Genomic DNA, 25862 nt, shown 5'->3' on the forward strand with positions numbered 1-25862 from the left:
GGCGTCTCGCAATGCCCACCACGTCACGTTCTCACTTATTAAATAAGGATTGGTCACATGGCCCTATTTCACACCCAGCTTGATGAGCACGGTGAGTCTTTTAAGCAAAACACCCTCGTCATGCACGAAGCGGTCTTAGAGATCAGAGCGATTGAAAAGCGTGTTATTCAGTTGGCCGACGAAAAAGCCCCTCGCTACATTAAGCGCGGGCTTATCCCCCCCAGAGAGCGGTTATCAAGACTACTTGACCCCGGCGCGCCCTTTTTAGAATTATCGAGCTTATGTGGTTACATGCAAGAAGGGGATACCGACGGTTCTGCTGCTGGTGGCGGCGTCATCGCTGGCATTGGCTATGTTTCTGGCGCGCGCTGTATCGTCATGATTGATGATTACTTAACCAAAGGTGGCAGCATTACTCAACTTGGCAGCCACAAGCGCCTGCGCATGTACCAAATGGCGTTGCAAAACAAATTGCCCGTGATTGCCTTAGCCCAAAGTGGTGGTGGCGACTTAACCTCATTGGGAGATTGGTTTGGGTTCTCAGGCGCGGCTTTTGCCATGCAGGCTAAGCTGTCAGCGGCGGGTATCCCGCAAATTACTTTGGTGCACGGTAGCGCAACAGCTGGCGGCGCCTACCAACCAGGGCTGTCGGATTATGTGGTGATGATCAAAGGCCAGTCCACTGTGTACTTGGCGGGTCCGCCATTGCTAAAAGCGGCGACGGGTGAAATTGCCACGGACGAAGAAATTGGCGGCTCACAAATGCACAGCGAAATTTCCGGTGTTGCCGACTATCAAGCTAAAAATGACGCAGATGGTATTCGCATTGTGCGTGAGATCACCGCCAGTTTGAACTGGAATGACAGTGCCCACCCTCAGGCAGTAAATCAGTACCAAGAGCCTTTGCACGACAAGGAGCAGCTGTTGGGCATTGTCCCAAAAGAAGCAAAGACGCCTTACGACGTGCGAGAAGTGATTGCACGCATTGCCGATGGCTCAGACTTTCTCGATTTTAAAGCCGAGTACGACATGGGAACCGTGTGTGGGCATATGAGATTGCACGGCATGGTATGCGGCGTGATTGGTAATAATGCGCCTATCACTGCTCACGGCGCAGCCAAAGCAGCGCAATTTATACAATTATGTGAACAGTCGGGCTCGCCGATTGTTTTTTTGCATAACACCACGGGGTTTTTGGTGGGAACTGAATCTGAGCGTGCTGGGATCATTAAGCATGGCGCCAAGCTTATTCAAGCGGTCACTAATAGCAGTGTGCCTAAAATCAGCCTTGTGCTGGGCGGCTCATACGGCGCCGGCAATTACGCTATGGCAGGCCGTGGTATCGAGCCTCACTTTATGTTTGCCTGGCCCCGCTCGGTGGTGGCCGTTATGGGGCCAGCCCAAGCAGGTAGTGTTCTTAGAACGGTAGCCAGCGCCAAAATGGCTCGCGCTAATGCTATCGACACAGACAAACTGGACGCGCTTGAAAAGCGCACGGTAGAAGTGATGCAAGCCAAATCCGGCGCATTGGCTAATTCAGCTCGCTTGTGGGATGACGGCATTATCGACCCAAGAGACACCCGAGAAATATTGGCTTTCGTGCTGGATATTTGCCGTGAAGGCCAAGCGCGAAAGGTTAATACCAGCCAGTTTGGTGTGCCTCGTTTCTAGCGACAAAAATACCTGATGGGGCACCGCCTTAATCTGAGCTAGTCACGAATAACGCAATAGAGATAACCCAATAGAGATAAAGAAATGTCGAATGTAAGCCAAAAGCAGTACCGAGAAATTTTAGTCAGCCTTGCTCAAGGGGTGTTAACCATTACCTTTAATCGGCCACACAAGAAAAACGCGATGAATTTGGCCTTAGTCAATGACGTTATGGCGGTATTTAGCGATATAGCCGAAGACAGCTCGGTGCGTGCAGTGGTTATTCGCGGTAGCGAAGGCAATTTCTGTGCGGGCGGTGATATTTCAGATATGCACAGCGACGCGGCCAGTGAACAAGATAAGCAACAGGCTATTTGGCATTTCAACCGCAGCTTCGGGCGCATGGTCGCCCAAGTAAATCAGGCGCCCCAAGTGGTTGTTACCCAGCTTGAAGGCGCTGTGTTAGGCGGCGGATTTGGCTTGGCGTGCGTGTCTGATATTGCTATCGCCCATCAAAGTGCTTTTTTTGCCATGCCTGAAACTGGGCTGGGTGTTGTACCCGCACAAATCGCTCCTTTTGTCGTCACGCGTATCGGCCTAACCCAAGCACGGCGTCTGGCGTTATTGGGCGAGCGAGTAGGGGCAGACCAGAGCCAAGCCTTGGGTATTGTGCATTTTGTTTGTGAGACACAAGAGGCGCTGCAAGCCCAGCTCAATGAGGTGCTCAAACACGTCCGGCGCGGCGCGCCAAAGGCGAATGCCAATACCAAAGCCCTCATGCTGAAGGTGGGAACGATCGCACTAGACACCCTATTGGATGAAGCCGCGGATGTATTTACCCAAGCCTTAGCGTCTGATGAAGGTAAAGAGGGCACTCAAGCCTTTATGCAAAAACGCAAACCAAGCTGGTGTGAGTAGGCCTGCTGTAAATAAAGCAGGTGTGAATAGAGGCAGGCATACATGAGTACTGAGCAAATGATAAACATTCAAAATAGCGATACACAAGCTGGTGCAACCCAATCCCATGGGCTTAAAAAGCAAAATCAGTTTCACAAAATACTGATCGCCAATCGCGGCGAAATTGCCTTGAGGGTTATTCGCACGGCTCGCCAAATGGGGTATCGCACCGTGGCTGTGTATAGCGAGGCAGACAAAGACGCTGCTCATGTACTCGCCGCCGATCAAGCGGTGTGTGTTGGCCCTGCCAGTGTGTCCGAGTCGTATCTGATGATCGACAACATTATTGCGGCAGCGCACAAAACCCAAGCCGATGCTATTCACCCTGGTTATGGTTTTTTATCTGAAAACCCAGCGTTTGCACGGGCCTGTGATGCCGCGGGGATTCAGTTTATCGGCCCTGATGCCTCGGCCATTGAATTGATGGGCAGCAAGCGGCTATCAAAGGTAGCCATGTTAGACGCCGGCGTGCCGTGTATTCCTGGCTATCAAGGTGCAGAACAAAGCGACCAAGTGCTGGTTAAAAAGGCAGCAGATGTGGGCTTTCCTATCATGGTTAAAGCCTCTGCTGGTGGTGGCGGGCGCGGTATGCGTTTGGTCACTGAGCAAGGTGAGTTAGCGGCGCAGATAAAAACCGCACGCTCTGAAGCACTTAGCGCGTTCGGTAGCGGTGAATTAATTCTTGAACGCGCGGTTTTGGCCCCTCGGCATATCGAAATTCAAATATTTGCTGATAGTCACGGCAATACCGTTTATTTAGGTGAACGTGACTGTTCGATACAGCGTCGTCATCAAAAAGTGGTTGAAGAAGCGCCATCGCCCTTTGTTGATGAAGAATTACGGGAACGCATGGGGCAAGCGGCTGTGAGTGCAGCCAAAGCGTGCGGCTATCAAGGCGCAGGCACGGTAGAGTTCTTGGTTGATAGTGACAAAAACTTCTACTTTTTAGAAATGAATACTCGCTTACAAGTGGAGCATCCGGTGACTGAACTTATCACAGGACTGGACTTAGTGGAGTGGCAACTGCGGGTAGCTGCGGGTGAAGCGCTGCCGCTAACGCAACAAGAGGTTAACTTCAACGGACACGCCATAGAAGTGCGGTTATACGCGGAAGACCCTCGGCAACGCTTTATGCCCCAAACGGGCAATATTCTTGTATGGCAATACCCTGAACGCGAAGGCATTCGTGTCGATCACGGCATCAATACCGGTGATACCGTCAGTGCTCATTACGATCCCATGTTGGCGAAAGTCATCGCCTATGGGCCAGACCGGGCAACCGCCGCACGGCGACTCGCCAGTGGCATTGAAGACATTCAGCTAGTGGGCGTGAACACCAACAAAGCTTTCTTGCTTAATGTACTGCGCCACCCCGCATTTATAAACGCCGAGACGACAACAGCCTTTATTGAGCAACATTTTACCGAGCATGCCAGTACCCAAAATACGGCTCCCGCGATAGGCACGCTAGCCAGAGCCGCCATGATTTACTTTCAGCACCCTTTATTTGGTCAGCACGCTTCATTTGACCAGCCTACTTGGAGCAGTGCAGCACCTCAGGTGTATCACTTCACCCTGAAAATCAATGAGCACATCTATGCAGTGCAAATACACAAACAGGCGGACCGATACTTAGTTAAAAGTGAGACCCAAGAGACCGAACTTACCTTAGTAAGTCATGGGGCGAATCAAGCGGTGGTGATTGAAGAGGACATTCGCCAAGGTTTTAGCTATGCGCAGCAAGACACAACACTCTTTTTAGATGATGGCAGCGGCCATTACCGAATCGACGATATCACCCAGCAGCCAGCAAATGTGAGTGAGCAAAACGCAAGTGGCGAAATCAACGCTGTCATGGACGGAGTGATAATCGACGTATTAGTAAAAGAGGGAGATGCCGTTGAAACCGGGCAACTTATGGTCGTCATGGAAGCCATGAAAATGGAGCATCAGTTAAAGGCGCTGAGCACGGGGCGCGTCACTGAGGTGCGCGCAACAACGGGCCAGCAGGTGAAATCTAAACAGCTATTGGTCAGTATCAGTAGCAACGACGATACGCACAGCGATGCGTAATCAAGGACGTTTATGAGCAACAAAACAGTAAGAATTGGCGGTGCATCGGCCTTTTATGGCGACAGTCAACTATCGGCTCGCCAGCTGGTGGACGATGGCAATATTGACTACTTGGTATTTGATTATTTAGCCGAAGTCACTATGGCTATTTTGTCTCAAGCCAAAGCCAAAAACAGCGATTACGGCTACGCCGTGGATTTCGTCACCGTGGCGATGAAAGACGTGCTGGCCGATTGCGCCCTAAAGGGCATAAAAGTGATCGCCAATGCCGGTGGTATGAATGTACCGAGCTGCATAAGGGCACTTGAGCAGTTATGCAGCGAGCTTGATATCAGCTTGAATATTGCAGGGGTATACGGTGATGACCTATCCGCCAATCGCCCCAATCTGAATAGCGACGACCTTGCAGAAATGCAAACTGGGCAGCCTCTACCCGAGCGCTTAGCCAGCATGAACGCCTATTTAGGTGCGCGCCCCATCGCTGACGCCTTAGCGGCTGGTGCAGATGTGGTGGTAACCGGGCGCGTAGTCGACAGTGCCTTAGTGATAGGGCCGCTTATGCACGAGTTTAATTGGCAAGAAAACGATTACGACAAACTGGCCCAAGGCGCATTGGCGGGGCATATTTTAGAGTGCGGCGCCCAATGCACCGGCGGTAACTTCACTGACTGGCATTTGGTGCCTGACTTTTCCAGCATGAGCTACCCTATTGCCCAAGTGAGCGCCAACGGGGCGTTCGAGGTAGGCATAGTGCCAAACACTGGTGGCATGGTGACTGAGGCCACGATTGGCGAGCAGGTTTTGTATGAAATAGGCGACCCAGCGAACTATTTATTGCCAGATGTCGCCTGTGACTTTAGCAATATCACCCTGACCCAAACAGGCAAAGATAGGGTCAGCGTTTCAGGAGCAAAGGGGCGAGCGCCGGGTAATCAGTATAAGGTGTGCGCTACCTACGTTGATGGCTACAAGTTGATAAGCTCTTTCTTTATGGGGGGCGAGCGAGCAGCAGACAAAGCCAGAGTCAATATAAATGCCCTTGTGAAGCGCACCGAGCGAGCCTTTGCTGCAAAAGGGTTAAGCGGTTATCGGCGCACCAGTATCGAAATTATGGGTGCAGAAGATACCTACGGCCCCCACGCAAAAGCCCAAAATACTCGGGAGGTCATTGCCAAGTTTGGTTTGCATCACGATAACAAGGTGGCATTGCACTTTGCCGCCAGTGAAATTGCCTATTTAGCCACCTCAGCAGCGCCGGGCATGAGTGGTTTTGGGGCTGGGCGGCCCAAACCGCAACCATTGATTCGCGTACATTCAACGCTGATTGATAAGTCAGACGTACCGGTTACGGTGCAATTAAACAAAACCGTGCTTTTCACCCAATGCTACCTGACTCCTGAGTCATCTGCCTCTATCGAGGCTGCGCAATTTTCGCCAGATGCTATTAAAGCTGACGTTACAAGCTCTGATGCTGCAAGCAGTGAGTCGCTAACTAGCGTGCCGCTGGTTAAATTGGCTTATGCCCGTAGCGGCGATAAAGGCGATAACGTCAATATTGGGCTTATGGCGCGAGAGGCGAAATTCTTACCTGTGCTCTACCAACAAGTGACTGAGCAGGCTGTCGCGATCTACTTTGCCCATCAAATTGAAGGGCACGTCTTGCGCTATAACGTGCCAGGCATAAACGGGTTTAACTTCTTTATGACCCAAGCGCTGGGCGGTGGCGGCACCGCGTCACTCAGAACCGATACCCAAGGCAAGGCAGCCGCGCAAATGTTGTTGTCGATGCCGGTTAGGGTGCCAAAAAGCTGGGAAGACATGTGATGAGTTCGCGTGCTAAGAAGATAGCGAAATTGACGCGCTTGACTATGAACAGCTGCGAATTGAGGGGAAAGCCATGGGCTATCAATCTTGCTTAAGGGCAAACAGCTTTGCTGGGCAAACATACGTCGTCACGGGCGGCGGCAGTGGAATTGGTCGCTGCACCGCCCATGAATTGGCAAGTTTAGGGGCGAGCGTAGTTCTGCTTGGGCGCAATCTAGAAAAATTGCAGCGCACCAGTAATGAGATCATCGATGATGGCGGAAGTGCAGACTATTTCGCTCTGGATATCCGCGATGAAGAGCAGGTCATCACCACTGTAAGCGCCATTTTAAAAGCCCATGAGCATGTGCATGGCTTGTTGAATATTGCTGGAGGGCAATTTCGCGCGCCACTAGAGGCCATCAGCAAAAAAGGCTTTGAAAGTGTGGTGCAAACCAACCTTGTGGGCGGCTTTTTGATGGCCAGAGAGCTGTTCAAACAGCACTTCAAAGCCCATGGCGGCAGCATAGTCAATATCACCGCGGATAACAAAAACGGCATGCCGGGTATGGGGCACTCTGGTGCTGCCCGCGCAGGTGTCGAAAACCTCACTAAAACGGCCGCGTGGGAATGGGGCCGATATGGCGTGCGAGTGAATACGGTGGCACCGGGTTGGGTGGCCTCTTCTGGCCTTGATACCTACCCCCAAGAGATGCAGGCCGCGATAAACAATCTAAAATATGCAGTCCCCCTAGGGCGTATTGCTAGCGAAGCAGAAATCTCTGCGCTGATTTGTTTTTTAATGAGCCCTGGAGCCAACTTTATCAGTGGCCAATCTATGTGGGTGGACGGCGCAGCCAGTATGGGCTCAGCCCCTGCACTTGCACCACTTGGCCAAACCGCACCTGTTAACAGCACAACGTGGGACGGCTTTCATCGCTCAGCGCCGCCCAAGGTTTTGCGCTAACGCGCAGCACAATATCAACGAAGGATGTGAAGATGAATAACCACGCATTGAATAGAAACCTGATAGAGCGCGTTGCCTTAGGTGACCTGCTTCGTAAGCGCAGCAGAGACAGTGGCGAGCAGCACGCTATTGTGGATTTTCCGGAAGGAATGCGCCGAGCAACCAGTTATAACGAGCTAAACAAACGGGTGAATCAGTTGGCCCACGGCTTGATCGAAAAGGGCGTTAAACAAGGGGATAAATTAGCGTTATTCTCCACTAATCAGCGCGACATGCTCACCGTGTACTTTGCCTGCTACAAACTTGGTGTCATTGCTGTACCCATTAACTTTATGCAAGGCGTGGACGATGTGCGCTACAACCTTGAACACAGCGAAACCTCAGCGGTTATTTACGAAGCGATGTTTACCGAGCTAGTGCACGCCAGCACCCAAGGTAATCCACACATCAAGCTGACCGTGCAAATGGGCAATACCAAGGGCAAATCTGATTACAGCTTAGAAGCGCTGCTTGATAATCAAAGTGAGCAAGAGATTAATGATCGTATTATTGAGGACAGAGATACGGCCCACATGATCTACACCTCGGGCACCACATCACGGCCTAAAGCGGTTGAGTCATCCCATCTGGCCCTGACCATAGCGGCGTTAACCGGTGTCATTGAGCTTGAGCTAAATCGCTATAACCGGATGTTGTTGGTGCTGCCGTTGTTTCATTGTGCGGCCTTGGCTGTGCTACACCCAGTCATGATGCGCGGGGGCTGTACTGTGCTGCACGCTGCATTTGACCCTAACGTTATTGTGGGCAGCCTTGAGCAGGAAAAAATCGAAACCGCCGTGTTTATGCCCATGATGTGGCATGCACTGCTCGCCACGCCGAATGTTGAACAGCGCGACTTTCAACATTTCAAATTAGGGGTGTATTCCATGGCTGCTATGAATAGTAAAAGCCTAGAAAAAGTGCGCAAAGTCTTTGGTTGCCAGATGCATTTGGGCAGCGGGCAAACCGAGTTCGCCCCTGTTGCCTGTATGTATCGAGATAAAACTCCAACCGAATTTAGCGAAGGTAATTATTGGGGCGTGCCGGTGTGCACTGGTGAGCAAGCGATTATTGATAAGCAAGGCAACGAGCTGCCAAACGGCGAAGCAGGGGAGATCGTATGGCGCGGGCCACAAGTTATGCGTGGCTATTATAAGAACGAGCAAGCCACGGCAGAGGCGGGCAAATTCGGCTGGCATCACACGGGGGATATCGGCTTAATCGATAACCAAGGCCAACTGCTGTTTATTGATCGCATCAAAGACACAATAAAATCCGGTGGCGAAAATGTCTCATCACAAAAGGTAGAGCAAGCCTTGGAATTACTAGAGGGTATCGAGCGCGCAGCCGCTTTCGGCGTGAGCCACCCCCATTGGGGCGAAGCCGTGTGTGCCTGCATTATCAGCACAACCTTCAGTGAAGCTGACCTTGCTCTTATCGAAGCGCACTGCAAAGCCCAGCTAGGGCAATTCGAAGTCCCCAAAGCCATTTTTATCTGCGAAACCCTACCGGTTACAGGCACAGGGAAAGTCAGAAAGGTGGAGTTGCGAGAGCAGTATAAGGATGTGTTTGGTGATGTAAGTGACTAGGTGAGGGTTTGGCGGCTCCTTCAAAGTGCTACATTGAGAAAAGCACTTATAAGTGCTATTTCTAGCGGGATTGCTTCCACCATCCATGGCGGTCGTCGCTTCGCGACCATGCTACGCATGTCCTAAAACGTTCCCGACGTCTCAGTTGAACGTAACACAGGTTTTTACCTATCGGGTGCTAAGTCGTTTATTCGGGCAAGTTGGGGTACTAAATATGGGGCTCTGGTAGAGGTATTTGATTTGATAGGTCGTCATTAACGTCGTCAGGCTGTTTAACTCACCTGTGCTAACGGCCGCTTTCGCCTTACTCACCCAGTAAAAAGTGTCTACAGAGTTAGGGGAAGATCAGACATTTCCAATTGCACAAATCCAAGAGGGTTCAAACACTTAGTTGAGCCGTGTTAAAACTAACCCCAAAGCGTATAAGAAAGATTTGCGCAATAAACTGTACTTTGCAACAACAGCCCTACCTACAGGCATTTTGAAATAGGGTTTCTCAATCTGTTTCTTCTTAAAAGTGTAAGTACTGTTAAAAAAAGAGTCGAGAGTAATGTAAAGGACATCGCTCCACCGACTCGTTCTTCTGATTGTTCGAGCGTAATTTGGACTTCTTGATAAGCAAGGTTTTCAAAATAAGACACGTCTGGAGATTCGTAAAAGCCGGAAATGTAATAATCAAGATCTCCGTCATTGTCCCAATCAGCAAATCGCCCATTACCTTCTTCAAGGCCAAGTAATGTTAAGTTAGATTCTGCTAATACCACTTCACCAGCATCATTGACGGAGCTTTCATAAATGATGCTTTTTCCATCCACTTTCCCTACAAAGACGTCGAGGTCTCCGTCTAAGTCTGCATCGACAAAACTAGGAATGACCGATTCTAACAAATTGATTTCGATAAACGGGTTATATTGCGCTTCAAATATAGGGGTGTTTTTATCCCCGACATTGACGTAAAATTCGTACAACCATCCAGGGTCATCATTGCTGCCACAAGCAATATCGATATCTCCGTCATTATCTAGATCAACAAATTCGATAATAGAAAAATCCGTAAACGTATCACACATCGCTCCTAATTCGCTTAACGGTTTAGCATTGTCAAAATCATAAACCGGCTCATTAACTGTTCCCTCATTTTTGACGTACATATGGCAACTACTGTACTCATAATCCTCATTGCCTTCGCAAAAACTATTGTCTTGATAGGCTAAAACCATGTCTAGATCACGATCTCCGTCCAAATCTGCCATAGTCATTGGCTGTAAAATAGCTGTCACAATACTTGGAACGAGATCGAATGTAGTATCCTCCGCCTTTAATTTCAGTGCCGATTCAGAGTCAAGTACGAACCACTCAATCCCATTATCAAAGTAGGTATCAGCTACCAAAAAGTCATTTTTTAGGTCATTGTCTAAATCTGTAACTAGAACTGGAGTAGTAATTGGTACGCCAAGGGTCTCTTCCAAATTACTTAGAGAAGCGGAAACGGCCTCATTTTTAGAATAATCAAATTCACTAATTGTAGGGTAGATTTTTCGCTTGTTTTCACTAACAAAGTAGTAGTTAAATTGGTAACTAGTCTGTTCTTCATCCGTGCTAACACCTATGGCCTGAATCAGACTATTGACTATATTGAGATCCGAGTTTTCATAAAATTGGATAATAAAGTGCTGATCCACTGAGGTTATAACCTCAGCAACAGACTTTCCTTGATAGTGCACCTCTTCTAAATTTGTCGATATGTCATCGCTCTCAATAATTGTAAGTGAAACAGAATCACTAAAGCTGACCACATGAAATCTAGCTCCCGTATAACTGGGCTCATCCGATTCAAGCTGGACACTCGAAAATAGTATGGCCCCACGGCTTCCAGACTCTAAGGTTATAGAATCTGACAATTGTCCATCGAGTACGGTCTTAGGAAAGCAACTGGAAGAAAAAAGCAGAGCAATTGGCAATACTACTGACAATATTTTCATGAATACATCCTTATATTTAGGAAGTCCCCAAATTGGTTTTATGTTTTCTTACATACAATAAAAGTGCCAAGAAGGCGTTTTTTTTAATTACATTTAAAAATTTAGCTCATCCTGCTTCAGCGTGTAATGCATCTGCTAAAGCTTGTTCTGCCTCGTCAGCATTTACTGTTACTTCAACCTCCTCTTCAATATCACGTCTAGCATGACGTTCTTGGTGAGAAGAGAAACCAGTGCTAGCTGGAGTTAGTCGACAAACGATTACGTTTTCTTTCAGGCCAAGTAAATCATCACGCTTACCAGAAACTGCCGCTTCCCTAGGACACGATTTGTTTCTTGGAACGATGGCATTGAAATAAATGTTCCCGACGTTTTAGCCGAACGCAAGCGATATAATGACACCCATGATAAAAATGGTCAATTTTCAGGGCTTAACTAGACTTGATTGGTGTTTCATTTAGTCAGGTAGATGGATTATGCCTCAACCTCGAAAAAGCCAAATCAGTTTAATCGATACGCCCTATTTTATTCACAACATCCATGTCGTTCACTTCTTCGAAGCCAGCTAAAGCTGTTCAAATTTTATTCCCGATAAATTTGTCATTGTGTTTCCCGCCGTGTGCGGCAGTCTTTTTTGTGCGGAGTCGATGCGCATTCTGGCCAGAGTTACGAGCATCGCCGTGGTTGGGTGGAAGAACGTTTGTCATTTTTATCTATGGTATTTGCCATCGATAGCGCGGCTACCGTATTTGTGCTTATGGGGTCATGAATAATCAGTGAAAATGTCGGGAACATTTTACAACAGCTTTAGCTGGCCCGAAGGGCGTAAGGCAGGATGCCTGAAGCAGACTCACGTGGTGCTTTGTGTCGATAAAGCCTTGGCCATTGGCTTCGGTACCGATGAAGTGTTGAGGCGTTATCACAAACTACATAGAGGCACTTTGCTGACTCAGAAGTTTATGAACGGCGATACGCTGAGCCAAGGAGAGCTAATCACCTTTGATGAGACCGTTGAAACCTATCGGCAACGTTTGTACGACATAAGCTGGTTTATGCGTGATTTGAATGAGTATATTGCTCGTGAAGCTAACAAAGAGGATGGCTGCACCGGGCGTTTTTATTCGCCGCCATCCTTGGCGCTCTCCCTTCGGGCCAGCTAAAGCTGTTCTAATTTACTCCTGATAAATTAGTGGGAGGGGCGATTTAAATCTCAGGCCTTATTAGATGAAAGTGCCGTACTGGCGTGCATGGCCTATGTAGATTTAAACCCCATTCGTGCAAAAATGGCAAAAACACCCGAAACGTCAAAGCACACCAGTATCGAAAAACGTGCGCAGGCGATTAAAAATAAACGAGAGCAACCGAGTGCTTTAATGCCCTTTGTAGGAAATCATCGTGAAAATATGCCTCGAGGTATCGCTTACTCACTCAAAGACTATTGTGAATTGGTAGACACGACAGGCCGATGCATTCGTGATGATAAGGCCGGTCATATCGATAATATCCACAGTCCTATTCTTCAACGATTGGGATTAGACTCTGCTCAATGGTTAACCTTAACCACGGAGTTCGAAAAACACTTCTGCTACGCTGCTGGCGCTGAGCAAATGATGAATGTATTTAAACGCCACACTCATCATCAACGGCTGCGGGGAATGACCAAAGCGAGAGAGTTATTAAGGCGCGCATAAATCAATTTCGAACATTACATATCATGCATATCTTGTAGCCTAATCCCTTGCCTGAAAATTGACCTTGCGCTGGATTTTCTCCTTCCACGCTTAATATACCAGTAGAAATCCCTAATCGTTCAAATGAAAAGTACTTTAATGCTTGTTGAGGGGTCTTCCCCCCTTCTGAGCAGAAGAGTTTTTTATACGAATCTAAAGATGGGTGTCTATGTAATTAATTACTGAACCGCGTGTTTGTCTAGAGAGAAAGGGAATTGACGCTATACACATGCCAAGTTATACGCGATTTATTTTTGCCAGCAATCATGATCAAGTTTTAAAAGCGGGGGGAAGGGAGCGACGCTTCCTTGTCCTTGAACCATCTGCTAAATATGCACAGCACAAAGAGTATTTTGATAATTTGTGGAAGTGGATTAATGAAGGAGGGGCTAATTGTCTGCTTCATTATTTGTCGCAATACGATTTAAACGGCTTTGACTCTAGAAGAGCTCCGGTTACACAAGCACTACTAGACGAAAAACTTCAAAACCTTTCACCTTACCAACAATTCTTTCGCGCTGAGTTAAGCAATGACCGTCCATTTGGCGGCGCTGTTAGGCTAAGCACAAAAGATTTAGTAAATAATTGTCGTATATGGCTAGAAGATAATGGTTATCCGGTTGTAATACCCAAAGTGCGCAGTTCTATCGGTAAGCTGGTTCAGCGGATGGGAATCGATAGGCATGGTAAACATGGACGTGATGCTATGTATGAGTTTCCATCACGTTCTGAAATGCAGACCAGTTTTGCAAGGCTATTGGGTCATGAAAAAGATGAAATTTTCAATTCCGATTAGACCTATCACACCTGTACCACCTATATCAAAATTGGGACAGGTGGTATAGGTGGGTTAGGTGTATATGTATTTTTGGTTCTGTTTGGATTACTTTAAATAACTGTACTAAGGACAAGAACAAATATATTTATGCATACCTGACTTTAACAAGTACCAAGCTAGATAAGTTAGCGTTGCAATAGGAAAAGAAGTAAAGATTGCGGTAAGTAAATCAAATAACATGGAAAAAAGCTCTAATCTATCCTTTTCTAGGGCTGCTAGTCGTTTGCAAAAGTCTAGCTCAATGCAAATTTTTTGTTTGAAACTCACATTCAAATCATCAATTAAAGAGCGGATATAACGTTTTAATTTAATTGATATTTCTTTTCTTTGCTCGAATGAAAAAAGGCCTTCAACGTCCCGACCATTCAATGGAGATTCAATAATAGTTCTGTCGTTATTAATTAAAATTTCTGCTCTTGCTTTAAAGGGGATTTGGTCAAGCAGTTCAATTTCCAAATCATTTAAGCTAAGATTTTCGATATTTTCAAAATTGGTCATACTTATGAAATTCCTATATTTTGGGGAATTGGGGGCCAACTGGATAGTGGTATCGGCCTCTATACGTTGCGGTACCCTCGGTGCGCATAAAAATAATTTGCCCAATTAATTGACCCGGAGATACAACAACTGGAATTTCACCTTGATTGACTATCTCTAAAGTAATGCAGCCCTTAAAACCAGGCGATACGGCCGTTGCTGTAGCAATAATTAATCCTAGACGGCCTAAAGTTGATTTTCCCTCAACGCTGGCAAAAATATTATTGGGTAAAGACAGGTATTCAAGTGTTGAAGCTAGAATTAACTCTCCCGGATGCAGAGTAAAAGGTGAATTAATACTAAGTCTAATTCTTTCCTGAAATTCGTGTATGAGCTTGTTATTCAACTTACTATCCACTAGGGTTAAATCAATACATTGCTTCCTTGATTTCTTAAAGATAATAAATTCTTTACCTAGCCGCACATCTAGAGACGCTGGTTGAAATTGTTCTTCACTAAGTAACGGTGTTATCCAAAAGTCGTTATCAGCTTTAAGGTCTCTTTTGATTATTTCTTTAGTCAGTACCATTGACTGGCCACTCCTTTATAACTTCAGCATCATCCCATGATTTAAAAAGAATATTGCAATCAGTTAGAAATACATTTAGATCCTCTTCTTTATCAGGTAAAAAATCTCTTCCCAAGTTATTGATCCAAGCAGCTAAACCCAATGCTCCATTTGAAGACGGACTCATAGAAAAGTCTGAAGCGTTTTTTTTGAATCCTGATGGTGAAAACTTAGAAAAATTGTAAATATGGTCGGAAATTTCAGTTTGCTTTCCAATCCATGATTCTTCAGTATGATCAATTACTCCAGTCACAAAGTCGCAAGCTTTATCTATAAATTTATCTACTTCACTTTTTGAAATATGTAATATGTAATAATATAATGACTGCGTAGAATCAACTTTGCGTTCAGTTTTAATTTCTTTTATACCAGAATTTAATTTGTCAAAAAATCTTAAACCTATTTGACTTATGCGCGCATCATCATTAATTTTCTCTTTAAGTTCGTTTAAACTTGCAGAAAACAATGGATGTGATTCCATCAGATGAATTAATATTCGCATCCTTTGTTCGAATGGAGGATGATAGTTGTCAGAATTTATATTTATACTTCGATCTGTATTGAGTTCATTCAATTGGTGTAAAGCAAGAAATGCTGAAGGACCAAAAATAGCAAAACAACCAATATCACATAATATCTCTTTTAATGTTGAATTAAATATTTCAACAGTTTTATTAACAATACGTTCTTTATCATCTTCTTTCTTTTTACTCTTTTGCTCTGAGGTGTGATTAAACAATAGCGTGTTATCTAGTTCGACCTCGCTGTCACTTTTTACCGATATGTTAGAGTGCTTTTTTTGTTGTATCAGTTCATCCCAACATTCTCTTATTGAGTTTAAGGCTTGCTCCCTTATTGAAGCTAAAAAATCATCAGCTCTAAGATGAAACAGTTCATGAGCAACTAAAATATGCAAAAATGCATTTCGTCTGTAAAGATATGGTATTTCTAGTATCGAGATAGTATCTGATTTTTGTGCGCCATCTGATTTAATTGGTTTCCATATTCTATAGGTTGATAGGGTAGAAGACGTTACAACTAATTCTTCAGCAGGAGCAATAATATTTTTTAAGGAGTGAATCATACCAATAGCACTCCAAGGTATTAGTTCAAATCGAGAACTCCTAACTATATTTGTTCTATTACTAATTAAGGCGACCTGTTTTTGTAAAGAACAAATTTGAGGATATACATCATTAATTGGATATAAATCGGGGCAATCTGAAATCATTACCCCTATATCTTCAAGATCTAAATAACACTCTTCTAAATCTTCCCTAAGTTTATCTATAAATATTTTTTGTGTTAAATAATATGTTGCGGCTTCACATTGGGTCAATAAGCTATTTACCTCCTGTAACTGCAATTTTATGTTTCGAATCGCATTACTAAAAACTTCCATATTTTATCTCTTAAATTGCTAGATTGTATTCCGTTCGCCTGTCTGTATTTGTGTCGAAAAGTTTTTCGTCGGCTTTTGAACTCTGTATATCTGCTAAAGCTTTTAAAAATTTAGAAGCCAACTCAGCTTTATCTTGACCAATCTCAGAGTGATTATGTTTTTCTTTTAAAACGTCATAAGAAAGATTCAATAATTCAAGAATAAAGTCTTTATTGTTCTTGTTGCCAGAAGCACTTTTTATGAAACTCTCGAGATCAGAAACACTATTTAAATCTCTGGCGGGTTGCAGGCTAGCTAAATGTGAATAGTCTACTTTCTCTTTGCTAAAGTATTTTTTTCCTTCAATAGCTTCTTTTAAATAATTTTCAGTAAATCGAAAAACATTTTCTTCGTCTCTGAACGGATACTTATTATTTTTCACAAGTAAAGCGGCACGAGACAAGTATTTACTTGCATAAACTGAGTTCCGAATTTCAGAAAGTGTATCTATGCTCATTTAAATTCCCTCAAATATTAATTAGTGACTATTCGAATATGCGGACGATGAACCTTAAAGTTATACTATAACTACTAACATAAAAGCATGCAATTGTACATTATTCACATTGAATCTACGTGGTATCTAAATATTCAATTAGCTACATATTTGCTACATGGAATGGTTTTTTGAGATTTTGCTTTTTTGGATTAGGCCTGCAGCCCTTTAAAAATGGTGCACCCGACAGGAGTCGAACCTGTGACCTTTGCCTCCGGAGGGCAACGCTCTATCCAGCTGAGCTACGGGTGCATATTTTGCTGATTGATACATGTTGTATCGGTACTGCTATTCTCAATATAAAGCTTGGGGTGACTCTTTTTACTATGGCGTAAACACGTCCATGATGATATTCCCCCAGCGCGTACATCCTGTACTTCCGTTCGCTCCTCTCGACGTGATGTTAAATCACTTCTCATCGGCTGCGCCGACTGGCGCTTACCCAGCTGAGCTACGGGTGCTTCATTTTGTGAGCGCTGATTCTAATGAAATACAGCGTATTTTCCACTGTTATTTGGTTTTATTGTTGGGGATGTTTGCTCACAGCCAATTTTTGTCTTTTATCGTGCCTTGGTAATAAAACCACGTTGTCATATTGCTGTGGTATTTGCCTTTTATAATCACGCTTTAACAGCATTAACGAACAATTCAAATAATATTATGTGATAACATAACATTTTGTGTTTGATTTCATTTCAACGGTTTAGGCAAGATTATGGTAACAAGAAGACAGTTTACTTTGGGTGCAAGTGCATTGGCGTTTGGTGGTTTAACGGCAAGTTATTTTGGAAAAGTGAACGCGGCTTCTGCATTAGCCAGTACGCATGGGTTTGGCCCGTTATTGGCTGATCCCAAACAGGTTTTGGATTTGCCAGCTGGCTTTAATTATCAGGTTATTTCTCAGTTAGGTGAAAAAATGTCTGATGGTTTCACCGTGCCGGATAGAGCCGACGGCATGGGCTGTTTCCCATTGGACGAAGAGCGCGTGGCGCTTATTCGTAACCATGAGTTGCATCCACGCGACTTAATCAAAGCTGAGCAGAGCATTCAGCAGCATAAGAGCACCATGGCTTATGATCAGACCGATAATGGCGTGGCGCTACCTGGGGGTACCAGTAAATTGGTGTACAACCTGAAAACCCAAACCCTTGAAGAGCAGTTTTTAACCTTGGTTGGCACGGTGCGTAATTGCGCAGGTGGTGCGACCCCTTGGAATACGTGGTTAACCTGTGAAGAGTCAGTGCTTAAAGCAGGTGTAGGTGTCGCCAAGTCCCATGGTTATATTTTTGAAGTGCCAGCCACGGCAAACGGCTTAATTGAGCCAAAGCCGTTAACCGCCATGGGGCGCTTTAACCATGAAGCCGCTGCGGTAGACCCACGCACGGGGATTGTGTATTTGACAGAGGATCGCGGCGACAGTTTGTTCTATCGATTTATCCCTCATCAGCGCGGGCAGCTCGACCAAGGCGGCCAACTGCAAGCTCTAGTGCTCAACGGTACTAACGGCGTTAAAGGCAGCCAAGGTTACGATACGCGCAATTGGGAAGCTCAGCAGATGCCGCTACAAGAATGGGTAGATGCCCATTGGGTAAACTTAGATAACCCCGAAAGCCCTGAAGACGACTTGCGTGCTCGAGGTTATAAAGACGGGGCCGCTTTGTTTGCTCGTGGTGAGGGGATCCACTGGGGAGACAACGAATTGTATTTTTGCTGCACCAATGGCGGTAGCAAGCAGTTGGGGCAGATTATGCGCTATCAGCCATCGGCTTTCGAGGGCCAGCCACAAGAGGCTGATGCGCCGGGCAGGTTGCAGTTGTTCTTACAAAGCGAGGATGAATCGTTGTACAACTTCGGCGATAACCTGACCGTTACGCCTTACGGCCATCTTTTGGTGTGCGAAGACCAATATACTGACGTGGTAGAAAACCACTTACGCGGTGTTACCCCGAAAGGTGAAGCATACGATTTTGCGCGTTTACATATGCAAACCGAATTGGCTGGAGCGTGTTTCTCGCCTGATGGTTCAGTCTTGTTTGTTAATTTGTATTCACCTACCAGAACCCTAGCCATCAGAGGGCCTTGGGATAAGTTCGCTGGTTAATACCAATGTTATGTGCAGGCGAGTCATTGCACTGACAAGCAAACAATAAAAAGCCCGCATGAAACCAAGGGGGACACAGTGTTTCATGCAGGCTAGTACTACCTGTTACCTTTTTGCCGGGCTGGCATTGCTTATTGTGTTTACAAGCGTTGCGACAGCTAAGCGTGGTGTTATTTACGCCATTGGGTGGCGGCGCACTAGTTCGAGTACGTCGTAGCAAGCACCCATGGTGTGGTAGTCGGTTTTACCGATTGGGCTTTTCAGCTGATCAATTTTTTGGTTGTCGTGGGTCAGTATCCTGAACCAAGCGCCGTATTGGTGATCAACCATATGCTGCCACGAGTATTGCCAAATTTTGTTGTACCAATCCGCGTAGGTAGCGTCACCAGTATGGTGGTACAAATATGCGGCGCAGCACATAGATTCAGCCTGAACCCAAAAGTATTTTTCGTTATCACAAATACTCATATCTGGGGCGAACCCATAGAATATCCCGCCGTGCTCTTTGTCCCATGCGACAGCAAGTGATTCATCGAACAAGGCTTTAGCGCGCTCGACTAACCAAGGCTGCGGGTCGTGCCTAGCGATAAACAACAATAGCTTTGACCATTCTGTTTGGTGGCCCGGTTGAAAACCCCAAGGACGAAACAGGTTTTTCGGATCGTCTTTGTTGTATTCAAGGTCCACTTGCCAGTTGAGGTTGTAATGTTCCCAAATCAAACCACCCATAAGGGCAGCTTGTTGGTTGGTCATTTTATCTGCTAGGGCGATGGCGCGATCAAGAAAGTGGCGCTCACCGCTGGCTTCATACGCTGCTATCAACGCTTCACAGGTGTGCATGTTGGCATTTTGCCCGCGGTAGCTATCGCACACGCTAAAATCGGCGTTGCATTGGTCTTTGTATAAACCGGCTTGTGCATCCCAGAAGTGTTGCTCCATGGTATTCCATGTTTCGTTCAGGTACTCGCGAGCTTCTATAACACCCACCCGCAGCGCCCAGCTGTAGGCCAGGATCACAAACGCGAAACCATAGCAGTGATTGGTTTGGTCTTGCACCGTCACGTCACCGCTTTGCACAGTTAATAACCAATTATAGCCACCCGTTTCAGGTACATAATGGGCATTACGAATGAATTCGATACCTGACTTGACCCGCTCAAGGTATTTCGGAGTGCGAAATTCTTGGTACGCACGGGCGTAATTAAACACAAAACGGGTTGAGCTGACTAAGTGACGAGTGCCTTTGTCGAACACCTCGCCATTGTCTAAAAAGTTTTGGTAAAAACCGCCATGGGGGTCGTCTACGTTAGTTTCATAAAATTTAAGCGTGTCATTAATATGCTCAACCAAAAACGCTGGAGCATGAAACGATGGGGCGTTATTCGTGATATTCATCTGCTTGCTACCTTACAGTAACCAATGCAAGGCGATGGCGGCTGTCCATGAAAAGTCTTTACCGCCACAACCTTCGCCTGTTTCAGGGTTGAAGTATTCGTAATAGCCTGACAAGTCAACGAGGGCACGGCAGTCATTGCGTAATTTATCTGCGGTTTGTTGGTAACCTTCAGCTTCAAAGCCCAGAGCGATCATCCAGTTAATGTGTAACCAGATAGGCCCGCGCCAGTAACGCTGAGGTTCGTAGCGGCTTTCTTCGGGGTGAGTTGACGCCATACAATACTGGCTGGTTTCGTTCCATTGTTTGGCTTTGCTGTTCAAAATGTCTTTTTGCTTGGCATCAGCCAAACCTGCAAACACGGTTAACATCCCGGCAGAGGTACGCACTTTACATAGGGTGTCAGTGAGTACGTTTCGGCAATAGAAGTATTCTGCTTCAGGACACCACAGGGTATTAATGGCACTTTCAGTGAGGGCAATACGTTGAGCGATAACGTCTAAGCGCTCGTCTTTAATACCTAAGGTTTCACCCAAAGCGAGTATATCTTTACTGCCTCTGTGCAATATCGAAATGATACCGATGTCGTTCACTTTATAGGGGCACTCATTGAAGATCACTTTGCTGTCGAATTTGTGCTTTTTAAAGAAGTCGACCAAGAACAAGAAGCGGTCATATTCGCTTTTATGGGGGCGCTGGGCTGAGTTGACATGACCTAAGTCGCGGCGCTCGTAGGCCCAATCTACGCAAGGTACATCGTGCAAGGCTTCATCCCATGCTGGGCTGTTGTCCATGCCTGATTCCCACGGGTGGTAGCTTACCACTAAGCCAGTATTTAGCGGGTCACGCTCGTTATACCACCATAAGTGATAGTCCACTAAGCTCGAAAACAGTGACTCAACTTTACTCAAAGCAAAGGCTTTATCGTCCGCCGTATCTAACATGTCTTTCATGACAGTGGCCACCACCGGCGGCTGGGAAATAGAAGTACTTTTCACGCGTTTGTCAGAGCCCCAAATGTCTGGACCAGGAAAGTACGTGGTGGAGTCTTGATGAAATAGTATGTGCGGCACCATGCCGTTATCCCACTGGCCGTCGAACAAAACTTCGATTTCTTGCCAAGCACGTGGTTCGTCGAAATGCTTCCAACCTAATGCAGTAATAGCGGAGTCCCAGTTCCATTGAAAAGGGTATAGACCGTGTGTTGGTACGGTGTAGCCACCTAAGTCATTGGCAACTAGCGTCTCTTGGGCTTTCTTAATTAATGCTGCAGTCTCTAAAGAATGTACTTTATTAACGTTGGTAGTCATAACGGGTGCTCTTTTTGGGTTATCAGACGATAATTGAATCTTAAAGCACTCATTATGGGTTGTAAATGTTTTTTTCGTGTGTTTTAATCCGTTTTGAAGTAACAAATTAATAACATTAAATGAACGTTCGCCACATTAATAACGAATAAGTGACGAATACACACCATTGACATTGACCATCTTAAAAAGAGTTGGAGAACACCATGAAAATGACACCTATTGCCTGTGCAGTTTCGATACTTTTTGCCACCCCATTAATGGCCCAAGAAGCAAATACGGAAACCCCTGACAATGATGAGTATGAAAATATTATTGTTACCGGTTCTAGTGTTGCACGTACTGAAGCAGACACCCCAGCCAAAACGACCTTGATTGGTAAAGACCAAATCGCCAACACAGGGTTTTCGAGTCAAGCTGACATACTCATGAGTGTTCCCGGTATTAAAGTAGAGGGGGGCGGGGGTGAAGTCGCAACCAACGCATTCGTTCGTGGTTTACCTTCTGGTGGTCAATTTCAGTTTACTCCCCTTAATTACGACGGCATGCCGGCATTCCAATCTGGCATGACATCGTCAGCACAAGATGTTTACTACCGTCCTGACATCGGCATAGAAAGAGTCGAGTACGTGGGTGGTGGTGTGTCTAACTTGTTTGGCCCAGGTTCAGTGGCCGGCATTATCAACTATATTTCGCGTACGGGCAGTGACGATCCAGAAACCACAGTGCAGGTCGAAATCGCCGAAGAAGGCCGAGTTAGAACAGACTTCTATAATAGCGGCGCGTTATCCAGTGATGAAAACTTGTATTACGCGATCTCTGGTTTCTATCGTTACGATGAAGGCCCGTTAGAAACAGGCTTAGAAACCAAGGGTTACCAGCTTAGAGGTAACATTCGTAAAGAATTCGACGATGGCCATATTACCTTCCACGGTCAAATGATTGATGACCAAGTGCAGTTTTTCCTTCCTTTACCCCTTGAAGGTGACAGCCGCGAGCGTTTAACCGGTAATGATGGCGAAACCGTCTATGTGGCACAAACCGTTGCCGCAGCCGATTTACGTTACGACACAGCCGATGGCACCTATGAATCACCTATTCGAAATGGTGTGCTCACAGAGGGTGGTTCATTCGGTGTTGATTTTGAGAAAGAGTTAACTGACAACTGGCGCTTAGCGGGTAAGGCAAAAGTCGCCAGCTATGACCACCAGTTCAACCTATTCTTGGATGGCGACGGCATTGCCAACACGCCAGAGACGCAAGAAGGTTACGCGAATAACCTAGGTCGCACCGCAAACGGTGACGTTTTAAGCTCACTAGGCAGCGCTAACTATACATGGTCTGAAACCGGCAATGCGTTACCAGAAGATTACTTGTTATTCGGTAACCGCTTATTAGATCGCCAGCGCGACGGTGATTTCTTCAGTACTGAATTCAACTTAACAGGTGACATAGAGGCAGGCGGATTCGACCATACCGTGAATATCGGTACCTTCTTCATCAACTCATCGCAGATGGATTACAACATTATCTCCAGCTATTTAGCCGATTTTAGCAATGGCGACAGCGCGCGCTTGGTTGACTTGTCTTTCACCAATGAAGCGGGTGATACAGTGCAATATTCGAAAAACGGTATTGTCGGGCCAGGCACAAGTTACACCAATAAAGATTTAACCAGTAAGCGTATGGCGTTTTACGTAACGGACCAGATGGAAAATGACCAATGGGCACTCGACGTCGGTATGCGTGTTGAACGTGCTGAAGGGACAACTAAATCTGAAGGCAGTGAAGTGGTTGTGGTAAATGACGACCCATCATTAGCACCGAACTTACAAGTTAACACCACAGGTAACGGGCGTTTTACTTACGGTGAAGTGGCTACAACCGAAGCGGCATTCTCGGCGGCTGTGTTGTACAAAATGGATGATCAAGACCTGAACCTATACGCGAATGCGTCAACCGGTTATTTCTTCCCGCAAATCAGAAGTATCACGTTTAACGAAAACGGTGAGCCACAAAGCTACGAGGGCGAAGATATTACCCTGGGCGCGATTGGTTTTAAGTATTTCCCAGAAGATTTATACATAGATGCGTCATTGTTCATAGCGAACTTGGATAATCGCCGTTCAGTGGACTTCGAAAATGATGGCTCAGGCGGATTACTAGAAGTGGTGAAGCAGCAATCAACGGAAACCACAGGCGCTGAAGTGATTACTCGCTGGAATATGACAGACGAAGTGATCCTTGAAGGTAACGTGACCTATCAAGACGCTGAATTTAGCGAAGGCGGTAACGTAGGTAAGCAACCAAGAAGACAGCCTGAGTTCTCGGGTAATCTTGCGGTTTCTTATAACAATGGCTTTGTTGATGCGCGCTTAGGTTTGAGTTACTTCGGTGATGCTTACGCGAACGACGATAACTCAGTCGAACTGGATAGCCACACTATTGCGACCTTAAGTGCCGGTTATTCTTGGGAGCTAAATAACGATCAGCAAATTCGTGTCGGCGTCAGTGTGTGGAACTTGTTCGACACTGACGGCATTACCGAAGGCTCACCTCGTCAAGGTAACAGCCAAGTGTCGGGTGGCGAGTTCTTCGTGGGCCGCCCAGTGCTACCACGCAGAGTGAGCTTAACAGCACGATATGATTTCTAAAGTAAGTTTGTGTGTACTGGCGCTTCCTTGCGCCATTTAGGTTGAATAGCTTGCTCACTGAAAGGTATCTCAGTGAGCAACTATTCACCGTTCTTTCAATTTAGTAGCACCAGCGGTATGGTTTACGTTCGTGCAGATATGTGAATAAAATTATGAATACTCTAGATTTTTTGGTTGTTGCATTGTATTTGGTGGCTTTGTTAGTCATGGGATTTATGTTGCGAGAACAGACAAATAAAAGTGACTATTTTCTGGGTGGGAAAAGTCTAGGTTGGAAACCCTTGGCGTTGTCGGTCATGGCCACTCAGTTATCAGCAATTAGTTTTATCTCTGCTCCCGCCTTTGTGGGATTACGTGAAGGTGGCGGCATGCAGTGGCTGTCGTACGAATTAGGTGTGCCTTTGGCCATGATCCTTATTCTGGCGACTATTCTGCCCAAGCTTTACCGCGCTGGCATTGTCAGTATTTACGATTATTTAGAAATGCGCTTTGGTCGCTCCACTCGTGTGTTGATCAGTATCGTGTTTCAGTTTAGCCGGGCCTTTGCGACCGGTATTATGATTTACGCCGTATCGCTTATTCTGCAAGGCACCATGGGTATCGAAGCATGGCAAGCCATTCTATTAACCGGTGTCATTACCGTGCTTTATTCGCTGCAAGGCGGTATGAAAGCGGTGGTCTACGGCGATGCCATTCAAATGGTTATCATCATCTTAGGCACTGTGGCCTGTATCGGGTACGGCTTGTATTACCTAGGTGGCGTGGATTCATTTGTTGCCAATGTTGATGCAGATCGCCTGCAAGCGGTTAAGTTTGATTCGTTCGGCTTTAGCGGCGACGGTTTTGGCTTCTGGCCAATGATATTCGGTGGTGTGGTACTTTACGCGTCATATTATGGCTGTGACCAAACCCAAGCCCAGCGTGCGTTGTCAGCAAAAGATCCTGACAACCTGCGCTATATGATTTTAGCCAATGGCGTTATTCGTTTTCCTATCACAATTTTGTATTGTTTCTCGGGTTTGATTGTGGGCACTTTAGCCATGACTGAGCCTAGCTTTATGGCTAAGATCCCGACGGATAATCCGGATTGGATGATGCCGATGTTCATTTTAAATTACTTACCTCATGGACTTATCGGCTTATTGGTTGTCGCAATATTGGCTGCCGCTATGTCATCGCTCAGCTCCGCAATTAACTCGCTGTCTGCGGTCACCATAGAAGATTACTGCCGTATAACCAATAAAGAATTGAGCCAAGGCGGCTACTTGAAATTGGCTAAATACATGGGCTTAGTGTGGGGCGCGATTACTTTGGTGCTATCTCTTTATGCTGGCAACATCGCGCCAACGATTATTGAGGCGATTAACAAGGTCGGCTCTTTGTTCTACGGGCCAATTCTTGCCGTGTTCTTGTTAGCAGTGTTAACCAAAAGCACGTCAGGTTTACACGTTAACATTGGGCTTATTAGCGGGGTGCTATTTAACTTGCTTATCTCGATGATAGCGCCTGAAATCTTCTGGTTCTGGTGGAACTTTATCGGCTTCGTCGTCACGATTGTGATGGCAATGATGATGAGCAAAGTCAAACCTTTTACTTACCAGCCAAGCGAAGAAGAAGCCGCAGCTGCGCCCGTGTCTCTGTCAATTTTGACCACCAAAGACATCGTCCTGTTACTGGGTATGTTCGCTGCTATGATCGCCTTTTGTTTATATATCCCCACCGCGTTTGTTTAAGGTTAAA

18 protein-coding genes, 1 tRNA gene and 3 pseudogenes are annotated in these 25862 nt (G+C 46.0%); 13 read left to right on the plus strand and 9 right to left on the minus strand.

What is annotated here, in order from left to right:
• The first annotated feature begins 57 nt into the window (after nt 1-57).
• From PATL_RS01615 to PATL_RS01640, 6 genes are all read left to right on the plus strand, one after another.
• Complete coding sequence (locus tag PATL_RS01615; protein ID WP_011573247.1) at nt 58-1671, plus strand: acyl-CoA carboxylase subunit beta; 1614 nt, start codon at nt 58-60, stop codon at nt 1669-1671.
• Between the two features lie 84 nt (nt 1672-1755).
• Nucleotides 1756-2568 (plus strand): enoyl-CoA hydratase/isomerase family protein, encoded by an 813-nt coding sequence (locus tag PATL_RS01620; protein ID WP_011573248.1) that lies wholly within the window; start codon nt 1756-1758, stop codon nt 2566-2568.
• A 42-nt stretch (nt 2569-2610) separates the two neighbouring features.
• A complete protein-coding gene (locus tag PATL_RS01625; protein ID WP_011573249.1) occupies nt 2611-4680 on the plus strand; it encodes an acetyl/propionyl/methylcrotonyl-CoA carboxylase subunit alpha in 2070 nt (689 codons plus the stop codon).
• 12 nt (nt 4681-4692) lie between these two features.
• Nucleotides 4693-6504: an acyclic terpene utilization AtuA family protein gene (locus PATL_RS01630; protein ID WP_011573250.1), complete on the plus strand. Its 1812-nt coding sequence runs from the start codon at nt 4693-4695 to the stop codon at nt 6502-6504.
• Between the two features lie 73 nt (nt 6505-6577).
• Nucleotides 6578-7450 (plus strand): SDR family oxidoreductase, encoded by an 873-nt coding sequence (locus PATL_RS01635; RefSeq protein WP_011573251.1) that lies wholly within the window; start codon nt 6578-6580, stop codon nt 7448-7450.
• A 32-nt stretch (nt 7451-7482) separates the two neighbouring features.
• Entirely contained in the window at nt 7483-9078 is a 1596-nt protein-coding gene (locus PATL_RS01640; RefSeq protein ID WP_011573252.1) for a class I adenylate-forming enzyme family protein, read from the plus strand.
• A 470-nt stretch (nt 9079-9548) separates the two neighbouring features.
• Here the strand turns inward: PATL_RS01640 and PATL_RS01645 are convergent, their stop codons facing one another.
• On the minus strand, nt 9549-11060 hold the full coding sequence (locus PATL_RS01645) for an FG-GAP repeat domain-containing protein (RefSeq protein ID WP_011573253.1): 1512 nt from the start codon (nt 11058-11060) through the stop codon (nt 9549-9551).
• Between the two features lie 106 nt (nt 11061-11166).
• Nucleotides 11167-11426 (minus strand): annotated as a pseudogene (locus tag PATL_RS22855) (hypothetical protein); the annotation flags it as partial.
• 107 nt (nt 11427-11533) lie between these two features.
• Here PATL_RS22855 and PATL_RS23065 point away from each other — a divergent pair.
• The 3 genes and pseudogenes from PATL_RS23065 to PATL_RS01655 form a co-directional block, all read left to right on the plus strand.
• Nucleotides 11534-11831, plus strand: a pseudogene (locus PATL_RS23065) (hypothetical protein); the annotation flags it as partial.
• Between the two features lie 74 nt (nt 11832-11905).
• Nucleotides 11906-12748, plus strand: a pseudogene (locus PATL_RS22860) (transposase); the annotation flags it as partial.
• Nucleotides 12749-13016: 268 nt separating this feature from the next.
• Nucleotides 13017-13583 (plus strand): hypothetical protein, encoded by a 567-nt coding sequence (locus PATL_RS01655; protein WP_011573254.1) that lies wholly within the window; start codon nt 13017-13019, stop codon nt 13581-13583.
• A 105-nt stretch (nt 13584-13688) separates the two neighbouring features.
• Here the strand turns inward: PATL_RS01655 and PATL_RS01660 are convergent, their stop codons facing one another.
• The 5 genes from PATL_RS01660 to PATL_RS01680 all read right to left on the minus strand — a co-directional run bounded on the left by PATL_RS01660 (nt 13689) and on the right by PATL_RS01680 (nt 16919).
• Entirely contained in the window at nt 13689-14123 is a 435-nt protein-coding gene (locus PATL_RS01660; protein ID WP_011573255.1) for a hypothetical protein, read from the minus strand.
• 13 nt (nt 14124-14136) lie between these two features.
• Nucleotides 14137-14691, minus strand: a complete 555-nt coding sequence (gene dcd, locus PATL_RS01665) for a dCTP deaminase (RefSeq protein WP_011573256.1) — start codon at nt 14689-14691, stop codon at nt 14137-14139.
• Complete coding sequence (locus PATL_RS01670; protein WP_011573257.1) at nt 14678-16132, minus strand: hypothetical protein; 1455 nt, start codon at nt 16130-16132, stop codon at nt 14678-14680. Before PATL_RS01670 ends, dcd begins: the two co-directional genes overlap by 14 nt.
• A gap of 10 nt (nt 16133-16142) precedes the next feature.
• A complete protein-coding gene (locus PATL_RS01675) occupies nt 16143-16628 on the minus strand; it encodes a hypothetical protein (protein WP_011573258.1) in 486 nt (161 codons plus the stop codon).
• A 214-nt stretch (nt 16629-16842) separates the two neighbouring features.
• Nucleotides 16843-16919 (minus strand) — tRNA-Arg (locus tag PATL_RS01680).
• A gap of 91 nt (nt 16920-17010) precedes the next feature.
• Here PATL_RS01680 and PATL_RS01685 point away from each other — a divergent pair.
• On the plus strand, nt 17011-17244 hold the full coding sequence (locus tag PATL_RS01685; RefSeq protein ID WP_041713159.1) for a hypothetical protein: 234 nt from the start codon (nt 17011-17013) through the stop codon (nt 17242-17244).
• 138 nt (nt 17245-17382) lie between these two features.
• Nucleotides 17383-18768: an alkaline phosphatase PhoX gene (locus PATL_RS01690; protein ID WP_011573260.1), complete on the plus strand. Its 1386-nt coding sequence runs from the start codon at nt 17383-17385 to the stop codon at nt 18766-18768.
• Between the two features lie 174 nt (nt 18769-18942).
• On the opposite strand, the gene PATL_RS01695 is transcribed toward PATL_RS01690, so the two are convergent.
• Both PATL_RS01695 and PATL_RS01700 read right to left on the minus strand, forming a co-directional pair.
• Nucleotides 18943-20157 carry an AGE family epimerase/isomerase gene (locus PATL_RS01695; protein WP_081429962.1) on the minus strand — a complete coding sequence of 405 codons (1215 nt, stop codon included), beginning with the start codon at nt 20155-20157 and terminating at the stop codon, nt 18943-18945.
• A gap of 18 nt (nt 20158-20175) precedes the next feature.
• Entirely contained in the window at nt 20176-21471 is a 1296-nt protein-coding gene (locus tag PATL_RS01700; protein WP_011573262.1) for an MGH1-like glycoside hydrolase domain-containing protein, read from the minus strand.
• 203 nt (nt 21472-21674) lie between these two features.
• Between PATL_RS01700 and PATL_RS01705 the strand changes: the two genes are divergently transcribed.
• Together PATL_RS01705 and PATL_RS01710 are read left to right on the plus strand one after the other, a co-directional pair.
• Complete coding sequence (locus PATL_RS01705; RefSeq protein ID WP_011573263.1) at nt 21675-24122, plus strand: TonB-dependent receptor; 2448 nt, start codon at nt 21675-21677, stop codon at nt 24120-24122.
• Between the two features lie 152 nt (nt 24123-24274).
• A complete protein-coding gene (locus PATL_RS01710; RefSeq protein WP_011573264.1) occupies nt 24275-25855 on the plus strand; it encodes a sodium:solute symporter in 1581 nt (526 codons plus the stop codon).
• Nucleotides 25856-25862 lie beyond the last annotated feature (7 nt).

Source organism: Paraglaciecola sp. T6c (genome assembly GCF_000014225.1).
Classification (GTDB): Bacteria; Pseudomonadota; Gammaproteobacteria; order Enterobacterales; family Alteromonadaceae; genus Paraglaciecola; species Paraglaciecola atlantica_A.

Bases quoted from the DNA above. Each gene is read 5' to 3' on its own strand.
- PATL_RS01615 (WP_011573247.1), top strand. From the start codon at position 58: ATGGCCCTATTTCACACCCAGCTTGATGAGCACGGTGAGTCTTTTAAG.
- PATL_RS01620 (WP_011573248.1), top strand. From the start codon at position 1,756: ATGTCGAATGTAAGCCAAAAGCAGTACCGAGAAATTTTAGTCAGCCTT.
- PATL_RS01625 (WP_011573249.1), top strand. From the start codon at position 2,611: ATGAGTACTGAGCAAATGATAAACATTCAAAATAGCGATACACAAGCT.
- PATL_RS01630 (WP_011573250.1), top strand. From the start codon at position 4,693: ATGAGCAACAAAACAGTAAGAATTGGCGGTGCATCGGCCTTTTATGGC.
- PATL_RS01635 (WP_011573251.1), top strand. From the start codon at position 6,578: ATGGGCTATCAATCTTGCTTAAGGGCAAACAGCTTTGCTGGGCAAACA.
- PATL_RS01640 (WP_011573252.1), top strand. From the start codon at position 7,483: ATGAATAACCACGCATTGAATAGAAACCTGATAGAGCGCGTTGCCTTA.
- PATL_RS01645 (WP_011573253.1), bottom strand. From the start codon at position 11,060: ATGAAAATATTGTCAGTAGTATTGCCAATTGCTCTGCTTTTTTCTTCC.
- PATL_RS01655 (WP_011573254.1), top strand. From the start codon at position 13,017: ATGCCAAGTTATACGCGATTTATTTTTGCCAGCAATCATGATCAAGTT.
- PATL_RS01660 (WP_011573255.1), bottom strand. From the start codon at position 14,123: ATGACCAATTTTGAAAATATCGAAAATCTTAGCTTAAATGATTTGGAA.
- dcd (WP_011573256.1), bottom strand. From the start codon at position 14,691: ATGGTACTGACTAAAGAAATAATCAAAAGAGACCTTAAAGCTGATAAC.
- PATL_RS01670 (WP_011573257.1), bottom strand. From the start codon at position 16,132: ATGGAAGTTTTTAGTAATGCGATTCGAAACATAAAATTGCAGTTACAG.
- PATL_RS01675 (WP_011573258.1), bottom strand. From the start codon at position 16,628: ATGAGCATAGATACACTTTCTGAAATTCGGAACTCAGTTTATGCAAGT.
- PATL_RS01685 (WP_041713159.1), top strand. From the start codon at position 17,011: ATGATGATATTCCCCCAGCGCGTACATCCTGTACTTCCGTTCGCTCCT.
- PATL_RS01690 (WP_011573260.1), top strand. From the start codon at position 17,383: ATGGTAACAAGAAGACAGTTTACTTTGGGTGCAAGTGCATTGGCGTTT.
- PATL_RS01700 (WP_011573262.1), bottom strand. From the start codon at position 21,471: ATGACTACCAACGTTAATAAAGTACATTCTTTAGAGACTGCAGCATTA.
- PATL_RS01705 (WP_011573263.1), top strand. From the start codon at position 21,675: ATGAAAATGACACCTATTGCCTGTGCAGTTTCGATACTTTTTGCCACC.
- PATL_RS01710 (WP_011573264.1), top strand. From the start codon at position 24,275: ATGAATACTCTAGATTTTTTGGTTGTTGCATTGTATTTGGTGGCTTTG.